Genomic DNA, 20,695 nt, shown 5'->3' on the forward strand with positions numbered 1-20,695 from the left:
ATGCAAGCCGCAGCCGCCATGCCCGCAGCAAATGCCGGATCCGCATCAGCACAGGCCAAACTTATCCTGCTGCTGTTGCTGGCACCGGCGCTGATCTGGCTGGTGGGCCTCATCGTGTTGCCACATATCGACCTGGCCATCCTGTCGCTGCGCGAACGCATCGCACCCCGACAATATGCACCCAGCATCGCGCAGTACCGCACCTTCATCGACGAGCCGTTGTACTGGCACACCTTTGTGCGCACGGCCGTCATGTCCATCCTGGCCACGCTGATCACACTGCTGCTGGCGTTTCCCATCGCCTGGACGATTGCCAAGCTGGTGCGCGGCCGTGCCAAGTCGCTGCTGCTGGTGATGTGCCTGATTCCTTTCTGGGTCAGCGAAACCGTGCGCACCCTGGGCTGGATGATTTTGCTGCGCGAATCCGGCGTGCTGCCCGCCGTGCTGGTGCAGCTGGGCCTCACCGATGCACCCGTCGAGTTGCTCTACCGCGACGCCACCATTCTGGTCGGCCTGGTCTATACCTCCATGTTGTTCATGGTGGTGCCGCTGATCAGCGCCCTCGAAAGTCTGGACGACACGCTGATCGAGGCCGCCTACGACCTGGGCGGGAATGGCCCCTCCATCCTGCGGCAAATCGTCATTCCGCATGCCGCGCCCGGCATCCTCGCCGGCTGCATTGTGGTCTTCATGCTGACCCTGGGCAACTACCTCACGCCTACCTTGCTGGGCGGAAAAAATTCGCTCTGGTTCACTGAACAGATCTACACCCAGTTCATCACGCGCTTCAACTGGGAACAGGGGGCCGCGTTTGGCTTTTTGCTGCTGGGTTTGTCGACGGCCATTGTCTGGCTCGGCCTGAAACTCACCGGACAAAAATTCGGCGAAGTCATGCGGCGCTCATGACCATGAAAGCCGCCGCATGATCGCCTCCCTGCCCCGCCCCGCCTGGCTGCGCACCGGTACGGTCGTGTATGCCCTAGCCTTCTTCGCCTTTTTATTCCTGCCGCTGGTAGTGGTGGCGGTATTCGCCTTCAACGACGCACCCTACCCGGCGCCGCCCTGGCGCGGCTTCACGCTCGACTGGTTTTTTGGCAGCAAGTCCGGACGCACAGGCCTTTTTGCCGACGGCCCCATGCTCGCCAGCCTCTGGACCAGCGTGGTGGTGGCCGGATGGGTCACGCTGCTGGCGGTGCTGGTGGGTACGACCAACGCCTTTTTGATTGAACGCAGCCGCTTTCCGGGAAAACAGGCGCTTTCGATGCTGATGCTGGCGCCGCTGGTAATTCCCGGCGTCATCCTGGGTATTTCGATCCTGGCCTTTGCCAGCCGGCTGGCGCAACTGGCCGACGACTGGTGGGGGCTGGAGCTGGATTTCCTGCGGCCGGGGCTGCCGCTGGTGGTGATAGGCCAGTTTTCTTACATCGTCTCCATCTCCACCCTCATCATTTCCGCCCGCCTGAAACGTTTTGACATCACGCTGGAAGAAGCCGCCTACAACCTGGGCGCCTCCCGCGCCGCGGTCTTCGCCACCATCACCCTGCCTTATCTGAAACCCGCGCTGATCGGCGCTGCAGCGATCTCGTTTTTGATGTCATTTGAGAACTTCAACACCACGCTGATGCTGGTCGGCTCAGACGCGCCACTCACCGTCATGATGTACGGCCGCATGCGCGAGGGTGCCACACCGGTGCTCAATGCCGTGAGCCTGTTCCTCATGCTGGCCTCGGCGGCCCTGGCGCTGACCCTGCTGCGCAGTCCTTCCGACACCTCCGGGCGTTAACAGCCGCTCACAAAACCCAGCGAAGCGGTCCTGGCTAGGCGCGACGCCGCAGACAGTGCTCCAGCACGGCAAGGCGGCGCAACAACGCCAGGAGGGTTTTGTGAGTGGCTGTTAGCGTCCGGGGCGCTTTACAAAGCCCCCTACGCCTATACCCAAATCACGTGCACGGATGCACAAATCGTGATACGGTGCAAACTGTAAATACGGGGCCTGAAGCAGGTTTTCACGCCCGGTGGTACCAGCCCGGTTTTGACATTGACCTCACAGGTGAACGGATGCGCAGGCCAGCCCTTTACAGCAGTTCAAACCGTCCGGCGCAGGGCGCAGGTGTTGCCGAGGCGCAGCCACTCGAGCAGGCTGCCGGCCCAGACGGAGCCGTTCCGGCCCCCGCACCTTCCCCACCTTCCCGTTTCCCCCGCGCCTCCCGCCTGGCCAAACGGCTTGCCCAAAACCAGCTTTACCTGCTCTGGTCGGTCGTCGGCCTGCTGGCCCTGTTGCTGGCCATCAGCTTTGCCTCTCCGCTGCGGCCTGCGGCCCGCAAGCTGACGCAGGAAGACATCAACGCGGCCGTCCTCAAAACGCTGGAGACCACGGTCCTGCCCTCCCCCGGAACCCGGGCTTACGACACCATCATCCCCTCTGTCGTGCGCATCGTGGGGCTGGGTAAAGACAAGGACGGCAAGGAAGATGGCGAGCGCAGCGTGGGCACCGGCGTGGTCATCGTCGACAAGGGCATCATCCTGACCAACCTGCACGTGGTGCAGGGCGCCACCACCATCAAGGTCACGTTCGCAGACGGCCTCGAATCCACCGCCAGCATCACCGGCGTGCAGCCCGAAAACGACCTGGCCGTGCTGCAGGCCCACAAGATTCCCGACGACCTGATTGCCGCCACCATGCGCTCCACCGCCGACCTGGCCCCCGGTGACCAGGTCATGGCAGTGGGCTACCCCTTCGGCATAGGGCCCTCGGCCTCGCAGGGCGTGATTTCCGGGCTCAAGCGCAACTTCCGCTCGCCCGAAGGCAAGCAGATGATGAGCAACCTGATCCAGTTCGACGCCGCCGCCAACCCCGGCAACTCCGGCGGGCCGCTGGTCACCATGGACGGCGAAGTGATCGGCATCGTGACCGCCATCTTCAACCCCAACCAGCAACGCACGTTTGTCGGCATCGGTTTTGCGGTGCCGATTGAAAACGCGGCCTCGGCCGCCGGCATGCCCCCCTTCTGAAGACTTTAAGGACATCGACGCATGGAACAGCACACGCCCGAACATTCCGCCACCGGCCATGACGCCACCGCGCAGCTGATGGAGCAGATCCTCTATGAAGTCAAACGTGTGGTGGTGGGGCAAGACCGCTTTCTTGAACGCGTCATGGTCGCCATCCTGGCACAGGGCCATTTGCTGGTGGAAGGCGTTCCCGGCCTGGCCAAGACGCTGACCATCAAGACGCTGGCCAACACCGTGCAGGGCAATTTCAAGCGCATCCAGTTCACACCCGACCTGGTACCGGCCGATCTGGTGGGCACACGCATCTACAACCAGAAAACCGGCGAGTTCACCACCTCGCTCGGGCCGGTGTTTACCAACCTTTTGCTGGCCGACGAAATCAACCGCGCGCCCGCCAAGGTGCAGAGCGCGCTGCTGGAAGTGATGCAGGAGCGCCAGGTCACGATTGCCGGCATCACCCACAAGGTGCCCGAACCCTTCCTCGTCATGGCCACGCAAAACCCGATTGAAACCGAAGGCACCTACCCGCTGCCCGAAGCGCAGGTCGACCGCTTCATGATGAAGGTGCTGGTGGACTACCCGACCGACGAAGAAGAATTCGTCATCGTCCAGCGCGTCACCGGCCCGGCTGTGGCGGTCAGCGCCGTGGCCACCACCGACCAGCTGGCCGCGCTGCAGGCCGAATGCCGCCGCATTTATGTCGACCCTTCCCTTGTGCAATACGCCGTGCGCCTGGTGTCGGCCACCCGCAACCCGACAAAGCATGGCCTGAAGGATTTGCAGCGCTTCATCACCTTCGGCGCCAGCCCGCGCGCCACCATCAACCTGACCGAAGGCGCCCGCGCGCTGGCCATGCTGCGCGGACGCAGCTACGCCTTGCCCGAAGACATGACCGACCTCGTACCCGACGTGTTGCGCCACAGGCTGGTGCTGTCGTATGAAGCACTGTCCGAAGGGCTGTCGGCCGACGGCCTGGTTGCGAAGATCATGGCCAAGATCCCCCCGCCCGCCAAACCCTTAGAGCATGAAAAACTCGCAGCCTAAAAATGTGAGCCCCCACGCTCCGCCGCTCCGCGGGTCGCTGCCCCCCGAGGGGGCCGCCCGCCTGCGGCCCGGCAAAGCCGGTTCCGCGGCTCATGCTGGTTTCGGAGGATCGCCATGAGCGCACCTTCATCCAACGCAGAACAACTGCTGCGCCGGCTGGAGTGGACTGTGCTGCGCCGGCTCGACGGCCTGCTACAGGGCGACTACCGCACCCTGCTGCGCGGCACCGGCATGGACCTGGCCGACCTGCGTGAGTACCAGCACCACGACGACGTGCGCCATATAGACTGGAATGTCACGGCCCGGCTTGAACAACCCCACGTACGCGTGTTTACCGAAGACCGGGAAATGAGCGCCTGGTTCCTGCTGGACCTGAGCCCCTCGATGGACTTTGGCTCCAGCGAGCTGCGCAAACGCAATGTGTCCGCGGAATTTGTCGCCGTGCTGGCCCGCATGCTGACGCGCCACGGCAATCGCGTGGGCGCCATGCTCTATGGCTCCGGTGTTGATGCCGTGATTCCCGCGCGCGGCGGCCGCCACCACGTGTTGCATTTGCTGCACACCCTGCAGGCCCGGCCCGAAACCACAGACCTCGGCCCCACACGCCTGCACGAACTGCTCGAGTCCGCGGCCAGCTTAATACGCCGGCGCTCCACTGTGTTTGTGGTGTCCGACTTCATCAGCGAGCCCGGTTGGGAAAAGCCGCTGGGCCAACTCGCCCGCCGGCATGAAGTGGTGGCCGTGCGCCTGCTCGATCCGCTGGAGCTGGACTTGCCGGACCTGGGCCTGATCCCCATCCGCGATGTCGAAACCGGCGAGCAACTGCTGGTCGATACCCACGACGCGGGCTTTCGAAAACGTTTTGCACGCATCGCGGCCCAGCGCGAGGCCGAGCTGCGCCAGTCGCTGGCGCGTGCCGGCGTGGACACGCTGGAGCTTTCCACCGACGACAACCTGGTTGATGCCATCCTGCGGTTTACCGAGCTCCGCAAACGGCGCAGCCGCACGTCAGGCGCCAACGCAGCAGGCGGCAAGCTGCCGGCCCACCTGAAACACGCCGCCTGAAGAAGCCGCCAAGGAACATCCATGAACTTCAGCTGGTTGACCTCATTCATGTCAAAGTTTCCCCTGCCGACTTTCCTCTGGCCGGAATTTTTGTGGCTGCTGCTGGCCATTCCCCTGCTGGTGGCCGTGTATGTGTGGCTGCTGCGGCGCAAGAAAAAAATGGCGCTGCGCTACGCCAGCCTCTCCATCGTGCGCGAAGCCATGGGCCGCGGCCAAAGCTTTCGCCGGCATGTACCGCCCCTGCTCTTTTTGCTGTCCATCGCCGCCATGCTGGTGGCGGCATCGCGCCCCTTCGCCGTGATCAGCCTGCCGTCGCAGCGCGAGACCATCATCCTCGCGATGGACGTCTCGGGCAGCATGCGCGCCACCGACGTACAGCCCAACCGCCTGGTCGCTGCACAAAATGCCGCCAAGGCTTTTCTGGCCGACTTGCCGCGCAATGTGCGTGTCGGCATCGTTGCGTTTGCCGGCACCGCCGCCGTCGTGCAGCAGCCCACCCTCAGCCGCGAAGACCTGACGGCAGCAATTGACAAGTTCCAGCTGCAGCGCGGCACCGCCATTGGCAACGGCATCGTCGTGTCGCTGGCCGAGCTGTTCCCCGACGCAGGCATCGACATTGCCTCCATGCAGTACGGAAGGGAAAAACCCCGCGGCACATCGCTGGACCAGGCCCTGAACCCCGACAAGAACGCGAAGAAAGAATTCACCCCCGTCGCTCCCGGCTCCTATACCTCGGCCGCCATCATCCTGCTGACCGACGGCCAGCGCACCACCGGCGTGGACTCCATCGACGCCGCCAAGCTCGCAGCAGACCGCGGTGTGCGCATCTACACCGTCGGCGTGGGCACGGTGGATGGCGAAACCATTGGTTTTGAAGGCTGGTCCATGCGCGTCAAGCTCGACGAAGAAACCCTTAAAGGCATTGCCCGCGCAACACAGGCCGAGTACTTCTACGCAGGTACGGCGGCCGACCTGAAGAAGGTGTATGAAACCCTCAGTTCGCGCCTGGCGATCGAGAAAAAGGAAACCGAGATCTCGGGGTTGCTGGCGCTTCTTGCCGCCGTGCTGGCGCTGGTGTCGGCGAGTTTATCGCTGCTGTGGTTTAACCGGATTCTTTGAGAGAAAGCCCCCGCGCAAGCAGCGATTACGACGCAAAAGTGATCGGATCAGGTCGGTCCAGCCTTGATAACAAAGGCCCGCAGCCCGGCCATCTTGCCATCCCGAAATCGCCAGACATCACAGTAGGCGTGGCGGACCGCCTTCCCCTCTTCGTCCTTCAAGGTGATTTCACCGAGCGCCGCGACAAAGTCATGCTCCGCAACCATGTGATGGACTTCAAACCTGGGCGGTTCTTTGTACGCGGTCATCATCCACTGGCGAACGGCCTCTTTCCCTTTGATCGTCCTGTCGCCCACAAAAATCCATTCCGAATCTTCCGTGCAGAACTTCAGGAATCCTTCAACGTCGCCTTCGGCGATAGCCGCGTTGGCCTTCTTCAGAATCTCTCTGTTCCTCTCTGACATCAAAAAATCCCTTCTTTGAGACTGCCGCAGTTCTACCCGTTCAATGCTTCTGGCATTCCTTCGCGAACGAAATCAGTGCCTGCGTGAAGGCTTCAGGGACCTCCAGCGGCGCGAATTCGCCGCTGCCGCGCAGCACTTCGCCTTTGATACGCCTGGCGCCGGCAGCCTTCAAGGCGGGAAGGTAGTCGTCGGGTGAACGCCCGTCGGCGTCGCCGCGGAGGTAGAGCATCGGTGTTTCGATATCCTTGTGCCGGCTGTTGTGTTGGGCGTCGGCCTGCAGGGTACGGTACCAGTCGAAGCCGGCCTTGAGCGCCTCGGGGCGCTCATAGGCGCGCGCAAGCGCGGCGCGATGCACTTCGGTCACGGCCTCCTTGTTGCCCGCCAGGAAGTCCGTGAAGAAATCAAAGTAGGTACGCTGGTGGCCTGAAACCAGGAGCTCCGGCAGCTCCGGCAACGCATGAAATGCAAAGTGCCAGATACGAGGATCCGACAGCACCTTCTCCCAGGGATCTATGCCGGGGACGACGGTATTCATGACCACAGCCCCCGCGATGCGGTGCCCATGGTCGCGTGCGGCTGCATAGGCGATCATGCCACCCACATCAAGGCCAGCCACGACCATTGAGCGCGCGCCAGCGCGTTCTGCTGCGCTGACGACGATGTCGGCCAGGATGGTTTTTTCGGCAGAAGGCGGCGCGCCACGCGAATCTCCTATCGCCGGCAAGTCAAAGGCCAGAACAAAATGGTCAGCAGCAAGCGCATCGACCACCGGTGCATAGACTTCCTTGCAATGGGGCCAGCCGTGCAGTAGCACAATCGCGGGCCTGGCGGAATCACCCGCCGCCAGCAAGCCCAAGCTCAGGCCTTCATGCTCTAGGGTGTCGACGCGCATACCGCAATGTACGAATGCACGCGCATGGAGCGCCTGCAAGGACACTCACGCGCGTGCGAGTCGTTCTGTGAACGAGGGCCGGTTTACCTCTTCGGTTTGGTGACCTCATGGCCAATCACACCGCCGACCGCGGCGCCGCCTACAGTGCCCAAGGCGCTCCCGCCTGTAAGGGCCGCGCCGGCCACACCGCCTACACCGGCGCCGATGGCGGTATTTTTCTCCTGAGTCGTCATGCCGCTACAGCCCGCCAGACCGGCAAGCACCACCGCAAAAAGCGCAGTTTGTTTGATTCCAATCATTTCAGTCTCCTTGAGAACGTTAATGAAAGTGAAGAGCAGATGCCGCTTGATCATGCCGCAAACTCCTCTTCACGTGAATGAATCGCACACGGTTACCGGCTGCACGCCGCGGTGGCTTTTCATTGCTGGTGTCTTCATGCTAGGAGGCTGCGGGTTCGGCGGTGTAGGACGAACTCCCGATATCGGTACGTACTACGTCCGGTACCTTCGGAGGAAATTTCGCATGCAAATCACGCCCGGACCACTTCTCAAGCCTGAACAGGAGCGCATGCGCAGCGGGACGCAAACGCGCGTCATCCCATCAAGCGTCTCAGCCCCGGCGCGCCGCCTCTATCGCGGCGACGTCAATCTTTTTCATGGTCATCATCGCGTCGAACACGCGCTTGGCCACCTTGGGGTCGGGGTCGGCTATACCGTCAGTGAGCGCGCGCGGGGTGATCTGCCATGACAGGCCCCACTTGTCCTTGCACCAGCCGCATTCGCTTTCCTGCCCCCCATTGCCGACGATCGCGTTCCACAAGCGGTCGGTTTCGGCCTGGTCATCGGTGGCAATCTGAAAAGAGAATGACTCGTTATGCTTGAAGAGCGGGCCACCGTTCAGCCCGATGCAGGGAATGCCGGCGACGGTGAACTCGACCGTGAGCACGTCACCCTGCTTGCCGTCGGGGTAGTCACCCGGCGCATAAAAGAGTTTGCCCACAGTGCTGTCGGGGAAGGTCTTGGCATAGAAGTTTGCGGCCTCAACGGCACCACCGTCGTACCACAGGCAAATCGTGTTCTTGCTGGTCTTTTTGCTGGCCATGTCGTGTCTCCTGAAGGGTTAGGCATCCAGCACCTGGCGCCCGCCAGAGTGCAAAGGACTCCCATCGTATTCAATTTCGGAAGCCGGGGCCAAGGGTCCCGGCGCAGGTTCCTGGCCGTTCCTAGCCTTTCGACCTGGAAGGGTCGGCAGAGCCTGGATAGGTCCGCTCTTCTTCGAACGTTCCGTCGGCGCGGTGAATTTTGACCGAAGCGGTTTTGCCCACCATGAACTCTCGCGTTGCCTCCAGAATCTCCGCCTTCGTGGGCTTGCTGATGGCCGCGCGGTCGGCGCCCTGCCGGGTCAGGTCCCAGTGGCCGTTGTGCGTCTTGATGTGATAGTTGTCCATACACGGTCTCCAAAAAAAGCCATCGTATTGGCAGGCTTCGAAACTCCGCTGTAGGACGGCGCCTATGGATTGCCGGCATCAAGTCGACTTTCAGCCGGCTGGTGCTTAAAAAATTCCGGGGTCGTGGCCAGCGTGGGCATGGGCTCGTCTTGGGACCCGTTGCGGTTTGCCGGTATGGGCATCGCAACGTTCTTGAACTGCTCGTACGCCGCCTCTTGCGGATCGCGGTGGCCCTGCGCATGCTGCGCCTCCATCGCCCAGATTGCCGCCTCGAGCACATCGACCGTGCCTCCGGCCAGGCCCATGATGGTTTCCGTAAAACTTCTGCGCCATTCCTTGCGCTCTTTGGTTGACATGTTGATTCCCCTTCGAGACAGATGAGTGGCATTTGCCACGGGCTCGACGGGGGCTGTCGCACAGCCGACAAGCGGTTAATGCTATTGCACCCTGACTTCAGCGGCTGCTTTGTAAGGGTATCGAACTGGCAGCTGTAAGACACGAGCCAGTTGCTGCGGGGCGCAAAGGCGCTGGAAGCATTCTGATGATCGTGGCTTTCGGACCGGTTATAGGCGTCGATGGTCAAAAAGGGAATGAGCTGTTTACGTGCGATCGTTCATATTGACGAGGCGGTTGGCAAGCTGTCCGCCTAGAATCGTTCGCGAAGCGTAGGCCCCTTTTCCCTCTTTTATCGAACTAAAAAAGCAAAGAATTCTTCATGCGTTACACAGTCATCTTGTCAACATTGCTGCTTTGCTCCGCCTGCAGCGAAACATCGTCGCAACCCGCCGCTGTCATTACGCCCACAGTGCCCGCCACCGCACCCGCCGCTGCCACTGCCACTGCCACTGCACTCGTGTTACCCGACGCAAAAGAGGCGACGCAAGCATTCCTTCTGATGATGGAGATGCAGGAGTACAAAACTGCCGAACTCAAGCTTGGCACCTGCATCCCGGCTGTTGATGCCAAGCACCCAGGTCAAATCGCCTGCTCGGTGTCATTGAAAATCGGGGCTGGAAGTTCTGAAACCCAGGCAGATTTTTACCGTCGCGGTAATAAGTGGGTGGCCCAGCCGAGCAGCTCGCAAGACAAGTTGCCGTTTCCGGATCCCAAGCTTTGAAAGCCATGTCTGACAGGTCGCTCAATGTCGGCAAGTCTGTTTTGGATGCCACATTCTTGGTGCATGATCGATCCAGCCATTTTTTCGCTGTACTTTAGTTAGATTCAGTGCCACGTTATCCGGTCTAAGTATGAAATTTATTGCACTTCTTTTGGTGATCTTTTCGGGTGTGTTCTATCTATTCGGCTCGGAAGAAAAAGAGCGGGTTGAGACGATGACCTCAGTTGCCAATTCTCCGGGCTTTGCCCCTGCCAAGATGGATGGCATGACCAAGACATCCGGAAAGCGCAGAGATTCATACCGGGTTCACTTTAAATACGTCGTCGACGGCGTGGCATATCGCACAAGTACATCATCGACAGATGAAAACGGTGCCCTGCAGTACGCCGCCCAGGCCAATGTAGAAGTGGCTTACGATACGCGCAAGCCGTCGGTCGCCACGCTGCGGCGCTACTACGACCTGCGGGACAAGCGGGATAGTGTTGGACGCGCCTTGTTCCTGTCTGCCGTTCTTTCGCTGGGCATTGCATTACCCATCGCCCTCGGCTTTGCCTGGCCACTTGGGTGGCTGCGCCGCAAGAAAAAGAATGCGGTCTGAGTCATCCATGCGCCAGCCTCTAGAAGTCACTTGCAATTTCAACGAAAAAATAGGCGATAAAACATTCAATATCGAACACTGGATGGATTCACCCGCAGAAAAATTGCGCGGTGCACATTTCCCCATACTGCCGGAGACAACACGTTGAAACATGGATCTCGACTTCTCGGCGCTGGCCTCATCGCATCGGTGGCCTGGGCTGTAATAGTTTTTGTGCTCACGTTACATACCTATCTAAAAGCGCCTACCTTTCAGGACGCACTCTCAAGGCCATGTCCGTTGCTGTTGAACCAGCTCCTTCCATCGATTGAGCCGGACCTTCAGGCTTTTCATCCTTCGTTGCAACTGCCGATCGTTGTTTGGTGGGATCGCAAGGCTCAAGCGCCTATCTCCATGTTTTATCCGGGCGAACAGGCAACGTCGTGCGTCTCTCTGGAGCAGCGTGCCAGATTGCAACTGGAACGCCAACGCTCCGGGGCGACGCAGCCCAAGCTCCAAATCATGAACCTCAGGCTCGCTGCGCTCGCTCTTACGCCTCTGGCTTTTTTTGCACTCCTGTCCTTGCTGGGCAAACGTCGGCCACCAAATAAAAGATAGATATGAAATGCTCTAAACGGTACTTTTTGCACATCAGCTTCGCGACGTTCGTTGGCACCGGGTTTGCCACCGCGTCCTCAAGCACTGAAGCGGCCGCATCAGGCGATTTATTGGGGCGCTGGGAGGTTGAAAACTCTACCGAGAATCACGAGTTGCAGGGCGTCAAGTCGCTGCTGATTAATGCCGATGGCAGCCTGGTCAAGTACTACAAGTCGTCTGACTTCCAGAAGCGGTGGAGCATCTCGAAAGGAAACCTGGTGCTTGCAGATGTGCAGGGCGTTACCCCGGGCCCACCTGAAGAGTTCGTCGCAACCTTCGCTGACTCCAACAAGCAACAGCTGCGCTTGAAAGTCGTGAATTCACGCCACGCCAAGGAGATCAGGCTGGTCAAAGTCCGCTAAGCCTCGCGGCACGAAGGAAACATATAAAACCCGCGTTCCCATCATCGCAGGCACAAACCGCCTATTGCACGTGGCATTCCCGCCGCAGCAGGGCCAGCGCGTCGTGTAGCGCATGGACGGCATCGCTTTGCAGCGCGGCCTGCGCCTCTTCCACAAAGTCATCCCACAAGCTGGCGTAGGCGTCCTGGTGCTGCACCGGCGCGTGGTCCACGATGTACTGGTGGGCCAGCTCGGGCTTGAAACCGGATTTGCGGATCTTGCGCAGCAGGGTTGCGGCGCTTTTCCCGGTCAGCAGGGTCTTGGGTGCGGAACCGGCGGCCACGCACAAAAACAGGGTCAACAGCGAACCATCGTCCGCATTGCCGCCGGTCACCTTGCTCCACACAGCGGAAGCCTGACGGTCATGGTGATCGACCTCGTTCAGGCCGTCTTCCACCCAGAAATACCGGCCCATGAAGGCCGGGCTGCGGTCAAACAGCTGGCGCGGCGGCAAGGCCGGATCGAGTATTTTTGGCGCGTCGGCCATCACGGACTGCCGCACTGCCTCCACCACATCCTGCAGGTGGGCAGGCAGCTTTTTCGGAACGGCGAGCGGTAACGCAATGGGAGCAGCCCCGTGCTTTTTGCGCAAGGCAGCAATCATCTTCTCGAACGCGACCCAGTCGGGCATCTCGGTGCGGCCCGTCGCCAGCACCAGCAAGGCGGTGCGAATCACCGCTTCGGCATCCGCACCCGCATCATCGAGTTCGGCGGCATCCATGCCCAGCTCGCCGGCAAGCCAGACGGCAGCATCCACCACCTGCGCCACCTGGCTGCGCCTGGCAAGTTCGGCCTGGTAGTCGGCCAGGTTGCGCAGCGACCATTTGGCCAGCAGCGGAATGTGCTCGTCGGTGAAGCCGCCGCTTTCATTCATGCCGAAGTGGCTGTTTTGCGGCATGGCGATCAGGTCCTTGAGCATGTCCGAGCCGCCCTTGGAGCGAGACAGCAGCGAGAAATCGCGCAGTGATTCAGCCGCCTGGTGGAGGTCACCCTCACAGGAATGTTCAAGGTACAGGCTGATCAGGTTGACCATGCGGTCACGGGCTTTTTCAAGGTCCGGGCGCAAATATTCATTGCCGAAATAACGCGCGATCTGCACCATGCCTTTGGGGCCTTCGACCCGCATGGCTTCGATTTTTTCGGCATCGATGATGCCGTGCTGCACGCCGTACTGCAGCGCCTTTTCAAAAAAAGCGCGCGTATCGTAGAGCGAGATGACGGAAGGCGAGGACATGGGTGTTTGCAAGTTCAGATCGCCGATTCCTCATCGGACTCGCGTGCCGTAGGCGTGGCCTTGCCGCGATCGGTGTCGCCGGTCTCGACCTTGCCGTCGTCCCGCGCATCGTCCTCGTTCTCTTCATCCTCATCAGAGGCCGCCTTGTGGGCACTGCCCTTGGCACGCAGCACCATCAGCATTTCAATGAACAGGTCCGGCAGTTCGTAACGCAGCAGCCAGGCGAGTTGCATCCAGTCCTGGTCGGCGATTTCATCCAGCTGTACACGCGGTCTCTCGTATGCCGAGGCCAGCAGCGCGGACTGGGACAACATCTTGCCGTACTCGTCGGCCAGCTCAAAGCTGCCACTGCGCGCAAAGGCCTCGACACGGCTCCACTGGTCAGAAAAATAATCGGCGAGGGCTTCGCTGCCGCCGTCCAGGTCACCAATCGCAGTGAGAAATTCCAGCGGGTCCGCGTCTTCCCGGAAGATCACCGCATTGACCATGCCGCGCAGGTGCGTGCGGGTCAGGTCCTTGTAGAGCTTTTCAATCACCACGGCGCGGGCAAACTGCGCGGGCGTGACCAGCAGGCTGACCACCGACTCCCGGGAATTGTCGTATTCGCGAATGACGGCCAGGACGTCCTTGGGCGGCAACTGCTCCAGCACCACCATCAGCGCTGCATCACCTTCGGCATCGGCCAGCCCGACCAGTGCAGCCTCGGCGCCGACGATGTCGCCGGCCGCAATCAGGCTTTGGGTTTTTTCAATCAGGGCGAGATGTGTTGTCATCAGTGTTTTACCTTCCAGGTCATGCTTGCTTGCGTCAGTCTTTGGCGTCAAAGCCCTGCTGGACCAGCCAGTCGGAACCTGCCTCGTGGCGTGCCCGGGCATCGGCGCTTTGCTCACGATCGTCATCGCCCTCAAACATCACCAAGGCGCCGTCGCCGCTCTCATCACTGTCTTCGTCGCCGTCATCGTCGCCGTCACCATCTGCTTCGGCGCTCACGGTGGACGCGGCCACCGGCAGACCCGCCATGTATTCCAGCCCCGCCGTCAGCGTCAGGAATTTCTCCCCGCCGGGCGCCTGCAGAACGATGTGCGCCAGGTCCTGGGCCCAGGGCGCCAGCACAAAGCCATCCGCCAGGCTGGCCCAGGCCGGAAAGCCATCGGCGTCGTGGCTATCGTGGGTGAGCAGGTGTTCCATCACGGTTTTCCCCGTGAAGTTAAAACCCTGGTGAAACACCACCGCCACCATCTCGGGGCTGGTGTCCATCATCTGGACCAGAAAAGCCATCTCCTGGCGTTTGCCGGCCAGGCGCTGGTGCAGCACGTCGCGCCCCTCAGAGTCGAATCGCAGGTCATCCATCTCGGACTGGTAGGCCGAGCGCAGGTCGAGGAAATAGGGGGAGACGCTCATGCTGCCGGGTTTTTCATGGGGTGTTCTTTTTTTGGTCAGCCAGGGTCACAGTAGCGGGTTGAAATAATCGGCCCAGATGGCACGCGCCGTGTCTATCGGGCTGTCGAGCAGGTTGCGGCGGCGGTTGTCGTCATAGGCCTGGCGCTTGTCCGCATCCGACAGCACCTCATACGCCTGCTGCACCGCCCGGAATCGCTCGGGCGCCTCGGGGTTGGGATTTTTGTCTGGGTGCCAGAAGGAGGCCTTCTGGCGAAAGGCTTTTTTGACATCGGCCAGCGTTGCGGCGCTGTCCAGCCCGAGGGCGGTGTAGTGATCAGTCATGCAAAAGTGGCTGTGTCCTGGACCGCAGGCAGGGAGCTGCACGGCATGTTGAAAGACTCACGAGATGAGGTGGATGCGCCTGCGCGCGCGGCGGAGGGATCAAGGATTATGCCCGTTCGGTGCCATTCAGGCTGGCGGCCGGCAAATGGCCTTGTTTGGTATTTTCCGCCCGCAGGTCGGGCCGCAGGTGCGGCCTGGGATGGCGGTGGTGCGAGAAGAGACCTTCGGCCCGGATTGTGCGACATGCTAGTGCACAAATGGCTGGCTGATTGATAGCAGACAGTCGAGCTTAGCCGTTCACTGATTTGTGTATATTGCAGCGAGATTCCGCGCTACAAACAACGACTAAATTGGGAGATGATGTGCGTTCTAAAATCAAATGTGCCATTCTTTTAGCCAGCTTCTGCCTTGCAAGCTGCGCGCCGCCTACGTTATACGTAGACAAAAATCCCGTGATCAACGAGCGCATGAAGAGTGCCAAGATCGTGTTTGGCAGACCCGCTGAAATGAGCATTTCTTATAAAGTTTATCGAGGCCAAACTCAACAAGCGGCTTTGAAGATCGCCACGGATCGCATTGAGCAAATAACAAAGGCGGTTGAGAACCATGTCCCTACTCAACTTGCAAGCGCTTTGCAGAAAAAGGGCGTTGCCCCGGGATCGGACGTCATTATTTCTCTAAGGCCGACATCTGGGTGGGGCGAGACGAATACCACGCCGCGCATCCAGTTAGAAGTCAGTGTTCAAGCTAGTGACCGAACAAAGCAACCCTGGATTGCGAGAATTTCGGATGGTAGCTGGGTCGAGCACACGACTGCAGAGCAAACCGCCCAGATATTCACCGACCGCATTGTTTTGGAGCTGGCTAAAGCGGGGTTTTTGCCGCAGTAATCTCGCAGCCTGGCCGCCAGCAGTGAATCATTTCGGGTTCGAACTCAACGAAGGCGCCAGTAACTACCTGCGCCACCGCCCTGATGCGACGGTACATGGTCACCTGGCATGACAAGCACCTAAAGCTTATTAGCGCAGCCGATCATTCCCACTCCGACAGGCGCCCCGATACCAACCTGAATCGCCGCCCACATCGCGAAGCTAGCGTTTCATCGTGCGTGACCAGCACAAAGGCCGTGCCGAAATCGCGTGCCAGTTGCAGCATCAACTCAAACACGCCGTCGGCGGTTGATCGATCCAGGTTACCGGTCGGTTCATCGGCCAGCACGCATGCGGGTTGCGTGACGAGCGCACGCGCAATCGCGACGCGCTGGCGTTCACCGCCCGAGAGTTCTGCAGGGCGGTGGTGGATACGATCTTGCAGGCCCACAGCCGCCAGCATCTTCGTCGCAACCCTTGCGCATTCCGCGGGCGATTCGCGGCGAATCCACAGCGGCATGGCGACGTTATCGAGCGCGCTGAACTCGGGAAGCAGGTGGTGGAACTGGTAAACAAAGCCCAGATGCTTGTTGCGCAGGTCGCCTTGTTGTTGGGGGGACAACGACGATAGCGTCTGGCCCTTGAGTTCGACTTGCCCGCTGGTGGGGGCGTCCAGGCCACCCATCAGGTGCAGCAGCGTGCTCTTGCCGGAGCCTGAGGCGCCGACGATGGCCAGCGTTTCGCCGGCGTGGACCTGCAGGTCTACGCCGTGGAGTACGGTCAGGTCGATCAGGCCTTCGTGGAAGCGCTTGGTGAGGCCGTTGGCTTTGAGCACTACTTCGCCGTTCGCGTTGGTGCTTTGCAGCGTATTCGTCATGTCGTTTTTGAGTTCACTCATAACGGAGGGCCTCCGCGGGGTTCACGCGGCTGGCGCGCCAGCTGGGGTAGATGGTGGCCAGGAAAGACAGCACCAGGGAGATGACGACGATCGGCATGATGTCGGCGTATTGCGGCTCACTCGGCATGCGGCTGATGAGGTAAATGTCTTTGGGCAAAAAGCTGGCATTGAGCGCGCGCTCAATCGCCGGCACGATGACGTCGATGTTGAAGGCTATGCCCAGGCCCAGAATCAGGCCCGAGAGTGTGCCGATGACGCCGACCAGTGCGCCTTGCACCATAAAAATTTTCATGATGCTTTTGGGGCTGGCGCCCAGGGTGCGCAAGATAGCGATGTCGGCGCGCTTGTCGGTCACTGTCATCACCAGCGTGCTGACGAGGTTGAAGGCCGCCACCGCCACGATGAGCGTGAGGATGATGAACATCATGCGTTTTTCGAGCTGTACGGCGGCAAACCAGGTTTTGTTCTGGCGCGTCCAGTCGCGAATCAGCAAATCGCCGCTCAGGCTGCGTGACAGCTCAAACGCGACTTCGCGCGCCTGATGCAGGTCTTTGAGCTTGATGCGGATGCCGGTGGGGCCTTCGAGGCGGAAGATCCGCGCGGCGTCGTCCTGGTGCATCATGACCAGGGCCGAGTCGTATTCAAAATGGCCGGAGTCAAAGGTGCCGACCACCGTCATTTGCTTTAAGCGCGGCACCACGCCCGCCGGGGTGACCTGGCCGCTGGGCGCAATCAGGGTGACGCTGTCGCCCTCACGCACACCCATGGCGCGGGCCAGCTCGCCGCCCAGCACCACGCCGAAGCTACCGGGCACCAGCTTGGCCAGCGTGGGGCCAGACGTTACGGCGAGGTCGGTGACCTGGCCTTCGAGTGCCGGGTCTATGCCGCGCACGACGGTGCCTTTCATGTCTTCGCCGCGCGCCAGCAAAGCCTGCGCGGCGATGAAGGTGGCGGCGCCGGTGACTTGCGGGTTGGCCTTGATTTCAGCCAGTGTTTTTTGCGGGTTCAGCAGGGCAGCGCCGTTGGGGGCGAACACCTCGATGTGCGAGATCACGCCCAGCATGCGGTCGCGCACTTCTTTCTGGAAGCCGTTCATCACGCTGAGCACGATGATGAGCGCGGCCACACCGAGCGCAATGCCCAGCATGGACACGCCTGAAATAAAAGAGATAAAGCCGTTGCGCCGGGTGGCACGGCCGGCGCGGGTGTAGCGCCAGCCCACGATCAGCTCATAAGGAATTTGCATACTCAACCTGGTAGTCGTTGCGGGCCACGGGTGACCAGCTCGAACGGATTCTTATAGGGTGCGATTTAAGCGCCCAAATTGAGCGCCCAAATTTGAACGCCAATTGTGGCATCCCGGACAATAGCCCCATGTCAGCCAATTCCCCCACTCATTTCACAGGGCCGCAGCTGCTGCTTCCCTTTGCGGCCTGCAGTGCAGAGGCCTGGCTGCCCACCATGAAGGCGCTGCCGGCGCAAAGCACGCACAACCTGAGCCAATTGCTCAAAGGCATGAAGTCAGTACACACTGATACGGCAGATGCACACACGCTGTCGCCGCCGCACGAGCGAGCCCTGGGCCAGGCGCTGGGCCTTGCCACTGCGGACACGCCCGACGGGTTGATTCCCTGGGCGGCGCAGGATGCGGCGCAGTACCTGCAGGCTGGCACCGACAAGGCCTGGGCCTGGGTAACGCCCTGCCACTGGGCCATGGGCCGCGAACACGCCACGCTGACTGACCCGGCTGCACTGGGCCTGACTGAAGCCGAATCCCGCACCTTGCTGGCGGCCATGCAACCTTACTTTGATGGCGACGGCATCACGATTCACTACGTGCCTGCCTTGGGGCCGTCGCGCTGGCTGGCTGAGGGCGAGGTGTTTCGGAACCTGCCCACGGCCTCACTAGATAGAGTACTAGGCCGCAACGTGGACCCGTGGCTGCCCAAGCAGAACAAGGACGACGCTCAGGGTATAGCCCGGAAGATGAAATTGCTGCAGAACGAAATGCAGATGCTGCTGTACACCCACTCGTTGAACGATGAACGCGCCGAGCGCCGCCAGCCACCGGTCAATTCTTTCTGGCTGAGCGGCACCGGCGCCCTGCCTGCCGGGCACGTGCCCACCAGCCAAACGCCGACCGTGCCGCGCAGCCTGGCGCAAGCGGTTTTTGCCGACGACTGGCAAGCCTATGCCCAGGCCTGGGCTGCGCTGGATGCGGGCGACATCGCGCAGCTGCTGGCCCGCCAGCGCGCGGGCGAGACCGTGCGGCTGACGCTGTGCGGCGAGCGCGGCTGGCAGACGTTTGAGACACAAAAAACGGGTTTTTTGGCCAAAATTTCAAGCCTTTTGATGCCGCAGCCCTTATGGTACGGGCGCGAGCAGCTATAAAAAAGATAGTAGACACACATGAAAATACAGGTACGCGATGTGCCCCCGCGCAGCGTCTGGGCGCTGCAGCAAGCCGGCATTCACCCGCTGCTGGCGCAGTTGTACGCCGCGCGCGGCGTGAATGCGGCCGACGAGCTGGACGACGGCCTGGCCCGGCTGCTGCCACCCGCTTCACTGCACGGCGCTGCCGAGGCGGCGCGCCTGCTGGCCGACGCGATGGCGGCCGGCAAAAAGATCTGCGTGGTGGCCGACTACGACTGTGACGGCGCGACCGCCTGCGCCGTGGCGCTGCGTGGCCTCAAGCTGCTGGGTGCGCAGCATGTCAGCTACCTGGTGCCCGACCGCGTCACCGACGGCTACGGCCTCACGCCGCCCATTGCCGAGCGGGTGAAGGCCGCTGGCGCAGACGTGCTGGTGACGGTAGACAACGGCATCGCCAGCATCGACGGCGTGGCGCGTGCGCGCGCCCTGGGCATGCAGGTGCTGGTGACAGACCACCACCTGCCTGCGCTGAAAGACGGCGAAGTGGTGCTGCCCGAGGCCGACGTGATCGTCAACCCAAACCAGCCTGGCTGCACGTTTGAAAGCAAATCGATTGCCGGCGTGGGTGTGATGTTTTATGTGCTGCTGGCGCTGCGGGCCGAGTTGCGCGCGCGCGGTGTGTTTGACGCGGGTCCCGCCGCCGGGCCGCCCCTAGGCGGGACAGCCCCCTCGGGGGGCAGCGCAGCACACGCAGTGGCAAGCGTGGGGGCCAATCCCCAGCCGAAGCTTGATACGCTGCTGCCGCTCGTCGCGCTCGGCACCGTCGCCGACGTGGTGAAGCTGGATGCCAACAACCGCCGGCTGGTGGCGCAGGGCCTCAAGCGCATACGCACGGGCCATTTGCCCGCAGGCCTTGCCAGTTTGTTCAAGGCAGCGGGCCGGCAGGCGCCCGTGGCCACCACGTTTGACTTTGCGTTTGCGCTGGGCCCACGCATCAATGCGGCGGGCCGGCTCAGCGACATGACGCTGGGCATTGAATGCCTGCTGACCGACGACGCGGCGCGCGGCGATGAGCTGGCGCAAATGCTGGACGGCATCAACCGCGAACGCCGCGACATTGAAGCCGGCATGCGCGAGCAGGCGCAACTGGCGGCCGACGCGATGATTGACGAAGACGAGGAGCCGCCGCCGGCGATTGCCATCTTCGACCCGGAGTTCCATGAAGGCGTGGTCGGCATCGTCGCCTCACGCGTCAAAGACAAGCTGCACCGCCCGACGTTCGTGTTTGCCGCCAGCCAGGCCGACGGCAAGGAGCACGAGCTCAAGGGCTCGGGCCGTTCGATTCCCGGGTTTCATCTGCGCGATGCGCTCGATTTGGTCGCCAAGCGCCACCCCGGCGTGCTGCTGCGCTTTGGCGGCCACGCCATGGCGGCCGGCTGCACCATTGCCGAAGAGCACTTTGAAGTGTTTGAAAGTGCGCTGCAGCAGGTGGCGCACGAATGGCTGGATGCCGCCACGCTGACGCGCCGCATGGACACCGACGGCCCGCTTCCGGCCGAATACCGCCGTACCGACGTGGTCGACACGCTGCACAAAGAGGTCTGGGGCCAGGGTTTTGCGGCGCCGACTTTCAGCGAAGTGGTGGAAGTCGTGTCTCAGCGGCTGGTGGGTGAAAAGCACCTGGCGCTCAAGCTCAAGCACCAGGGCCAGCCGGTCGACGGCATCTGGTTTGGCCATACCGAATCGCTGCCCGCGCGGGTCAAGCTGGCCTTCAGGCTGGATGCGGACGAGTGGCAGGGCGTGAAACGGGTGCGGTTTCTGGTGGAAGGCGCGGAGCTTTAGGCGGAGCGCTGCGCTCGCTTGG

General features: G+C 61.5%; 25 protein-coding genes. 13 read left to right on the forward strand and 12 right to left on the reverse strand.

The genetic code is table 11. The features are described from left to right. The 6 genes from AC1D11_RS05655 (at position 1) to AC1D11_RS05680 (ending at position 6,240) form a co-directional block, all read left to right on the forward strand. Complete coding sequence (locus AC1D11_RS05655) at positions 1 to 906, forward strand: ABC transporter permease (RefSeq protein ID WP_477650951.1); 906 nt, start codon at positions 1 to 3, stop codon at positions 904 to 906. A gap of 16 nt (positions 907 to 922) precedes the next feature. Further along, on the forward strand, positions 923 to 1,783 hold the full coding sequence (locus AC1D11_RS05660; protein ID WP_477648025.1) for an ABC transporter permease: 861 nt from the start codon (positions 923 to 925) through the stop codon (positions 1,781 to 1,783). 275 nt (positions 1,784 to 2,058) lie between these two features. Beyond that, a complete protein-coding gene (locus AC1D11_RS05665; RefSeq protein WP_477648026.1) occupies positions 2,059 to 3,012 on the forward strand; it encodes a S1C family serine protease in 954 nt (317 codons plus the stop codon). A 21-nt stretch (positions 3,013 to 3,033) separates the two neighbouring features. Further along, positions 3,034 to 4,056, forward strand: coding sequence for an AAA family ATPase (locus AC1D11_RS05670; RefSeq protein WP_477648027.1), 1,023 nt, complete (start codon positions 3,034 to 3,036; stop codon positions 4,054 to 4,056). Between the two features lie 114 nt (positions 4,057 to 4,170). After that, complete coding sequence (locus AC1D11_RS05675) at positions 4,171 to 5,121, forward strand: DUF58 domain-containing protein (RefSeq protein WP_477648028.1); 951 nt, start codon at positions 4,171 to 4,173, stop codon at positions 5,119 to 5,121. Between the two features lie 48 nt (positions 5,122 to 5,169). Continuing rightward, entirely contained in the window at positions 5,170 to 6,240 is a 1,071-nt protein-coding gene (locus AC1D11_RS05680) for a VWA domain-containing protein (protein WP_477648029.1), read from the forward strand. Positions 6,241 to 6,287: 47 nt separating this feature from the next. Here the strand turns inward: AC1D11_RS05680 and AC1D11_RS05685 are convergent, their stop codons facing one another. The 6 genes from AC1D11_RS05685 to AC1D11_RS05710 all read right to left on the reverse strand — a co-directional run bounded on the left by AC1D11_RS05685 (position 6,288) and on the right by AC1D11_RS05710 (position 9,339). Continuing rightward, positions 6,288 to 6,644, reverse strand: a complete 357-nt coding sequence (locus AC1D11_RS05685; protein WP_477648030.1) for a nuclear transport factor 2 family protein — start codon at positions 6,642 to 6,644, stop codon at positions 6,288 to 6,290. 40 nt (positions 6,645 to 6,684) lie between these two features. Then, complete coding sequence (locus tag AC1D11_RS05690) at positions 6,685 to 7,536, reverse strand: alpha/beta fold hydrolase (protein ID WP_477648031.1); 852 nt, start codon at positions 7,534 to 7,536, stop codon at positions 6,685 to 6,687. An 83-nt stretch (positions 7,537 to 7,619) separates the two neighbouring features. Next, the gene (locus AC1D11_RS05695; protein WP_477648068.1) at positions 7,620 to 7,835 is read right to left on the reverse strand and encodes a glycine zipper 2TM domain-containing protein; all 216 of its coding nucleotides are present in this window, start codon (positions 7,833 to 7,835) and stop codon (positions 7,620 to 7,622) included. A 310-nt stretch (positions 7,836 to 8,145) separates the two neighbouring features. After that, entirely contained in the window at positions 8,146 to 8,637 is a 492-nt protein-coding gene (locus AC1D11_RS05700) for a VOC family protein (protein WP_477648032.1), read from the reverse strand. 121 nt (positions 8,638 to 8,758) lie between these two features. Further along, a complete protein-coding gene (locus tag AC1D11_RS05705) occupies positions 8,759 to 8,983 on the reverse strand; it encodes a DUF2188 domain-containing protein (protein ID WP_477648033.1) in 225 nt (74 codons plus the stop codon). A 62-nt stretch (positions 8,984 to 9,045) separates the two neighbouring features. After that, positions 9,046 to 9,339 (reverse strand): hypothetical protein, encoded by a 294-nt coding sequence (locus tag AC1D11_RS05710; protein ID WP_477648034.1) that lies wholly within the window; start codon positions 9,337 to 9,339, stop codon positions 9,046 to 9,048. A 359-nt stretch (positions 9,340 to 9,698) separates the two neighbouring features. On the opposite strand from AC1D11_RS05710, the gene AC1D11_RS05715 reads away from it, so the two are divergent. The 4 genes from AC1D11_RS05715 (at position 9,699) to AC1D11_RS05730 (ending at position 11,696) form a co-directional block, all read left to right on the forward strand. Then, a complete protein-coding gene (locus AC1D11_RS05715) occupies positions 9,699 to 10,100 on the forward strand; it encodes a hypothetical protein (RefSeq protein ID WP_477648035.1) in 402 nt (133 codons plus the stop codon). 130 nt (positions 10,101 to 10,230) lie between these two features. After that, positions 10,231 to 10,698, forward strand: coding sequence for a DUF3592 domain-containing protein (locus tag AC1D11_RS05720; RefSeq protein WP_477648036.1), 468 nt, complete (start codon positions 10,231 to 10,233; stop codon positions 10,696 to 10,698). A gap of 144 nt (positions 10,699 to 10,842) precedes the next feature. Beyond that, positions 10,843 to 11,295 (forward strand): hypothetical protein, encoded by a 453-nt coding sequence (locus tag AC1D11_RS05725; RefSeq protein ID WP_477648037.1) that lies wholly within the window; start codon positions 10,843 to 10,845, stop codon positions 11,293 to 11,295. 2 nt (positions 11,296 to 11,297) lie between these two features. Further along, positions 11,298 to 11,696, forward strand: a complete 399-nt coding sequence (locus AC1D11_RS05730; RefSeq protein WP_477650952.1) for a hypothetical protein — start codon at positions 11,298 to 11,300, stop codon at positions 11,694 to 11,696. Positions 11,697 to 11,757: 61 nt separating this feature from the next. Here AC1D11_RS05730 and AC1D11_RS05735 read toward each other — a convergent pair whose 3' ends face one another. From AC1D11_RS05735 to AC1D11_RS05750, 4 genes are read right to left on the reverse strand one after another with little or no spacing between them, the layout of a single operon-like run. Then, positions 11,758 to 12,969: a hypothetical protein gene (locus AC1D11_RS05735; RefSeq protein WP_477648039.1), complete on the reverse strand. Its 1,212-nt coding sequence runs from the start codon at positions 12,967 to 12,969 to the stop codon at positions 11,758 to 11,760. Positions 12,970 to 12,983: 14 nt separating this feature from the next. After that, positions 12,984 to 13,742, reverse strand: coding sequence for a hypothetical protein (locus AC1D11_RS05740; RefSeq protein ID WP_477650953.1), 759 nt, complete (start codon positions 13,740 to 13,742; stop codon positions 12,984 to 12,986). 34 nt (positions 13,743 to 13,776) lie between these two features. Next, a complete protein-coding gene (locus tag AC1D11_RS05745; protein ID WP_477648041.1) occupies positions 13,777 to 14,370 on the reverse strand; it encodes a hypothetical protein in 594 nt (197 codons plus the stop codon). Positions 14,371 to 14,415: 45 nt separating this feature from the next. Continuing rightward, positions 14,416 to 14,691: a DnaJ domain-containing protein gene (locus AC1D11_RS05750; protein ID WP_477648042.1), complete on the reverse strand. Its 276-nt coding sequence runs from the start codon at positions 14,689 to 14,691 to the stop codon at positions 14,416 to 14,418. 452 nt (positions 14,692 to 15,143) lie between these two features. Here AC1D11_RS05750 and AC1D11_RS05755 point away from each other — a divergent pair, with 452 nt between their 5' ends. Further along, on the forward strand, positions 15,144 to 15,581 hold the full coding sequence (locus AC1D11_RS05755) for a hypothetical protein (RefSeq protein ID WP_477648043.1): 438 nt from the start codon (positions 15,144 to 15,146) through the stop codon (positions 15,579 to 15,581). Positions 15,582 to 15,723: 142 nt separating this feature from the next. Here the strand turns inward: AC1D11_RS05755 and lolD are convergent, their stop codons facing one another. Further along, complete coding sequence (lolD, locus tag AC1D11_RS05760) at positions 15,724 to 16,458, reverse strand: lipoprotein-releasing ABC transporter ATP-binding protein LolD (RefSeq protein WP_477648044.1); 735 nt, start codon at positions 16,456 to 16,458, stop codon at positions 15,724 to 15,726. Beyond that, positions 16,451 to 17,704 carry a lipoprotein-releasing ABC transporter permease subunit gene (locus AC1D11_RS05765; RefSeq protein ID WP_477648045.1) on the reverse strand — a complete coding sequence of 418 codons (1,254 nt, stop codon included), beginning with the start codon at positions 17,702 to 17,704 and terminating at the stop codon, positions 16,451 to 16,453. The genes lolD and AC1D11_RS05765 overlap by 8 nt, the downstream gene beginning before the upstream one ends. Positions 17,705 to 17,832: 128 nt before the next feature. Between AC1D11_RS05765 and AC1D11_RS05770 the strand changes: the two genes are divergently transcribed. Both AC1D11_RS05770 and recJ read left to right on the forward strand, forming a co-directional pair. Beyond that, complete coding sequence (locus tag AC1D11_RS05770; protein WP_477648046.1) at positions 17,833 to 18,849, forward strand: hypothetical protein; 1,017 nt, start codon at positions 17,833 to 17,835, stop codon at positions 18,847 to 18,849. An 18-nt stretch (positions 18,850 to 18,867) separates the two neighbouring features. Next, positions 18,868 to 20,673, forward strand: coding sequence for a single-stranded-DNA-specific exonuclease RecJ (recJ, locus tag AC1D11_RS05775; RefSeq protein WP_477648047.1), 1,806 nt, complete (start codon positions 18,868 to 18,870; stop codon positions 20,671 to 20,673). The last annotated feature ends 22 nt before the right edge of the window (positions 20,674 to 20,695 follow it).

Source organism: Polaromonas sp. P1_E11 (assembly GCF_056405995.1).

Coding starts and splice junctions, on each gene's coding strand:
- AC1D11_RS05655 (WP_477650951.1), top strand. CDS start 1: ATGCAAGCCGCAGCCGCCATGCCCGCAGCAAATGCCGGATCCGCATCA.
- AC1D11_RS05750 (WP_477648042.1), bottom strand. CDS start 14,691: ATGACTGATCACTACACCGCCCTCGGGCTGGACAGCGCCGCAACGCTG.
- AC1D11_RS05720 (WP_477648036.1), top strand. CDS start 10,231: ATGAAATTTATTGCACTTCTTTTGGTGATCTTTTCGGGTGTGTTCTAT.
- AC1D11_RS05765 (WP_477648045.1), bottom strand. CDS start 17,704: ATGCAAATTCCTTATGAGCTGATCGTGGGCTGGCGCTACACCCGCGCC.
- AC1D11_RS05770 (WP_477648046.1), top strand. CDS start 17,833: ATGTCAGCCAATTCCCCCACTCATTTCACAGGGCCGCAGCTGCTGCTT.
- AC1D11_RS05670 (WP_477648027.1), top strand. CDS start 3,034: ATGGAACAGCACACGCCCGAACATTCCGCCACCGGCCATGACGCCACC.
- AC1D11_RS05735 (WP_477648039.1), bottom strand. CDS start 12,969: ATGTCCTCGCCTTCCGTCATCTCGCTCTACGATACGCGCGCTTTTTTT.
- AC1D11_RS05715 (WP_477648035.1), top strand. CDS start 9,699: ATGCGTTACACAGTCATCTTGTCAACATTGCTGCTTTGCTCCGCCTGC.
- AC1D11_RS05680 (WP_477648029.1), top strand. CDS start 5,170: ATGTCAAAGTTTCCCCTGCCGACTTTCCTCTGGCCGGAATTTTTGTGG.
- AC1D11_RS05685 (WP_477648030.1), bottom strand. CDS start 6,644: ATGTCAGAGAGGAACAGAGAGATTCTGAAGAAGGCCAACGCGGCTATC.
- AC1D11_RS05710 (WP_477648034.1), bottom strand. CDS start 9,339: ATGTCAACCAAAGAGCGCAAGGAATGGCGCAGAAGTTTTACGGAAACC.
- AC1D11_RS05690 (WP_477648031.1), bottom strand. CDS start 7,536: ATGCGCGTCGACACCCTAGAGCATGAAGGCCTGAGCTTGGGCTTGCTG.
- AC1D11_RS05660 (WP_477648025.1), top strand. CDS start 923: ATGATCGCCTCCCTGCCCCGCCCCGCCTGGCTGCGCACCGGTACGGTC.
- AC1D11_RS05705 (WP_477648033.1), bottom strand. CDS start 8,983: ATGGACAACTATCACATCAAGACGCACAACGGCCACTGGGACCTGACC.
- AC1D11_RS05665 (WP_477648026.1), top strand. CDS start 2,059: ATGCGCAGGCCAGCCCTTTACAGCAGTTCAAACCGTCCGGCGCAGGGC.
- AC1D11_RS05675 (WP_477648028.1), top strand. CDS start 4,171: ATGAGCGCACCTTCATCCAACGCAGAACAACTGCTGCGCCGGCTGGAG.
- AC1D11_RS05740 (WP_477650953.1), bottom strand. CDS start 13,742: ATGACAACACATCTCGCCCTGATTGAAAAAACCCAAAGCCTGATTGCG.
- AC1D11_RS05695 (WP_477648068.1), bottom strand. CDS start 7,835: ATGATTGGAATCAAACAAACTGCGCTTTTTGCGGTGGTGCTTGCCGGT.
- AC1D11_RS05745 (WP_477648041.1), bottom strand. CDS start 14,370: ATGAGCGTCTCCCCCTATTTCCTCGACCTGCGCTCGGCCTACCAGTCC.
- AC1D11_RS05700 (WP_477648032.1), bottom strand. CDS start 8,637: ATGGCCAGCAAAAAGACCAGCAAGAACACGATTTGCCTGTGGTACGAC.
- AC1D11_RS05730 (WP_477650952.1), top strand. CDS start 11,298: ATGAAATGCTCTAAACGGTACTTTTTGCACATCAGCTTCGCGACGTTC.
- lolD (WP_477648044.1), bottom strand. CDS start 16,458: ATGAGTGAACTCAAAAACGACATGACGAATACGCTGCAAAGCACCAAC.
- recJ (WP_477648047.1), top strand. CDS start 18,868: ATGAAAATACAGGTACGCGATGTGCCCCCGCGCAGCGTCTGGGCGCTG.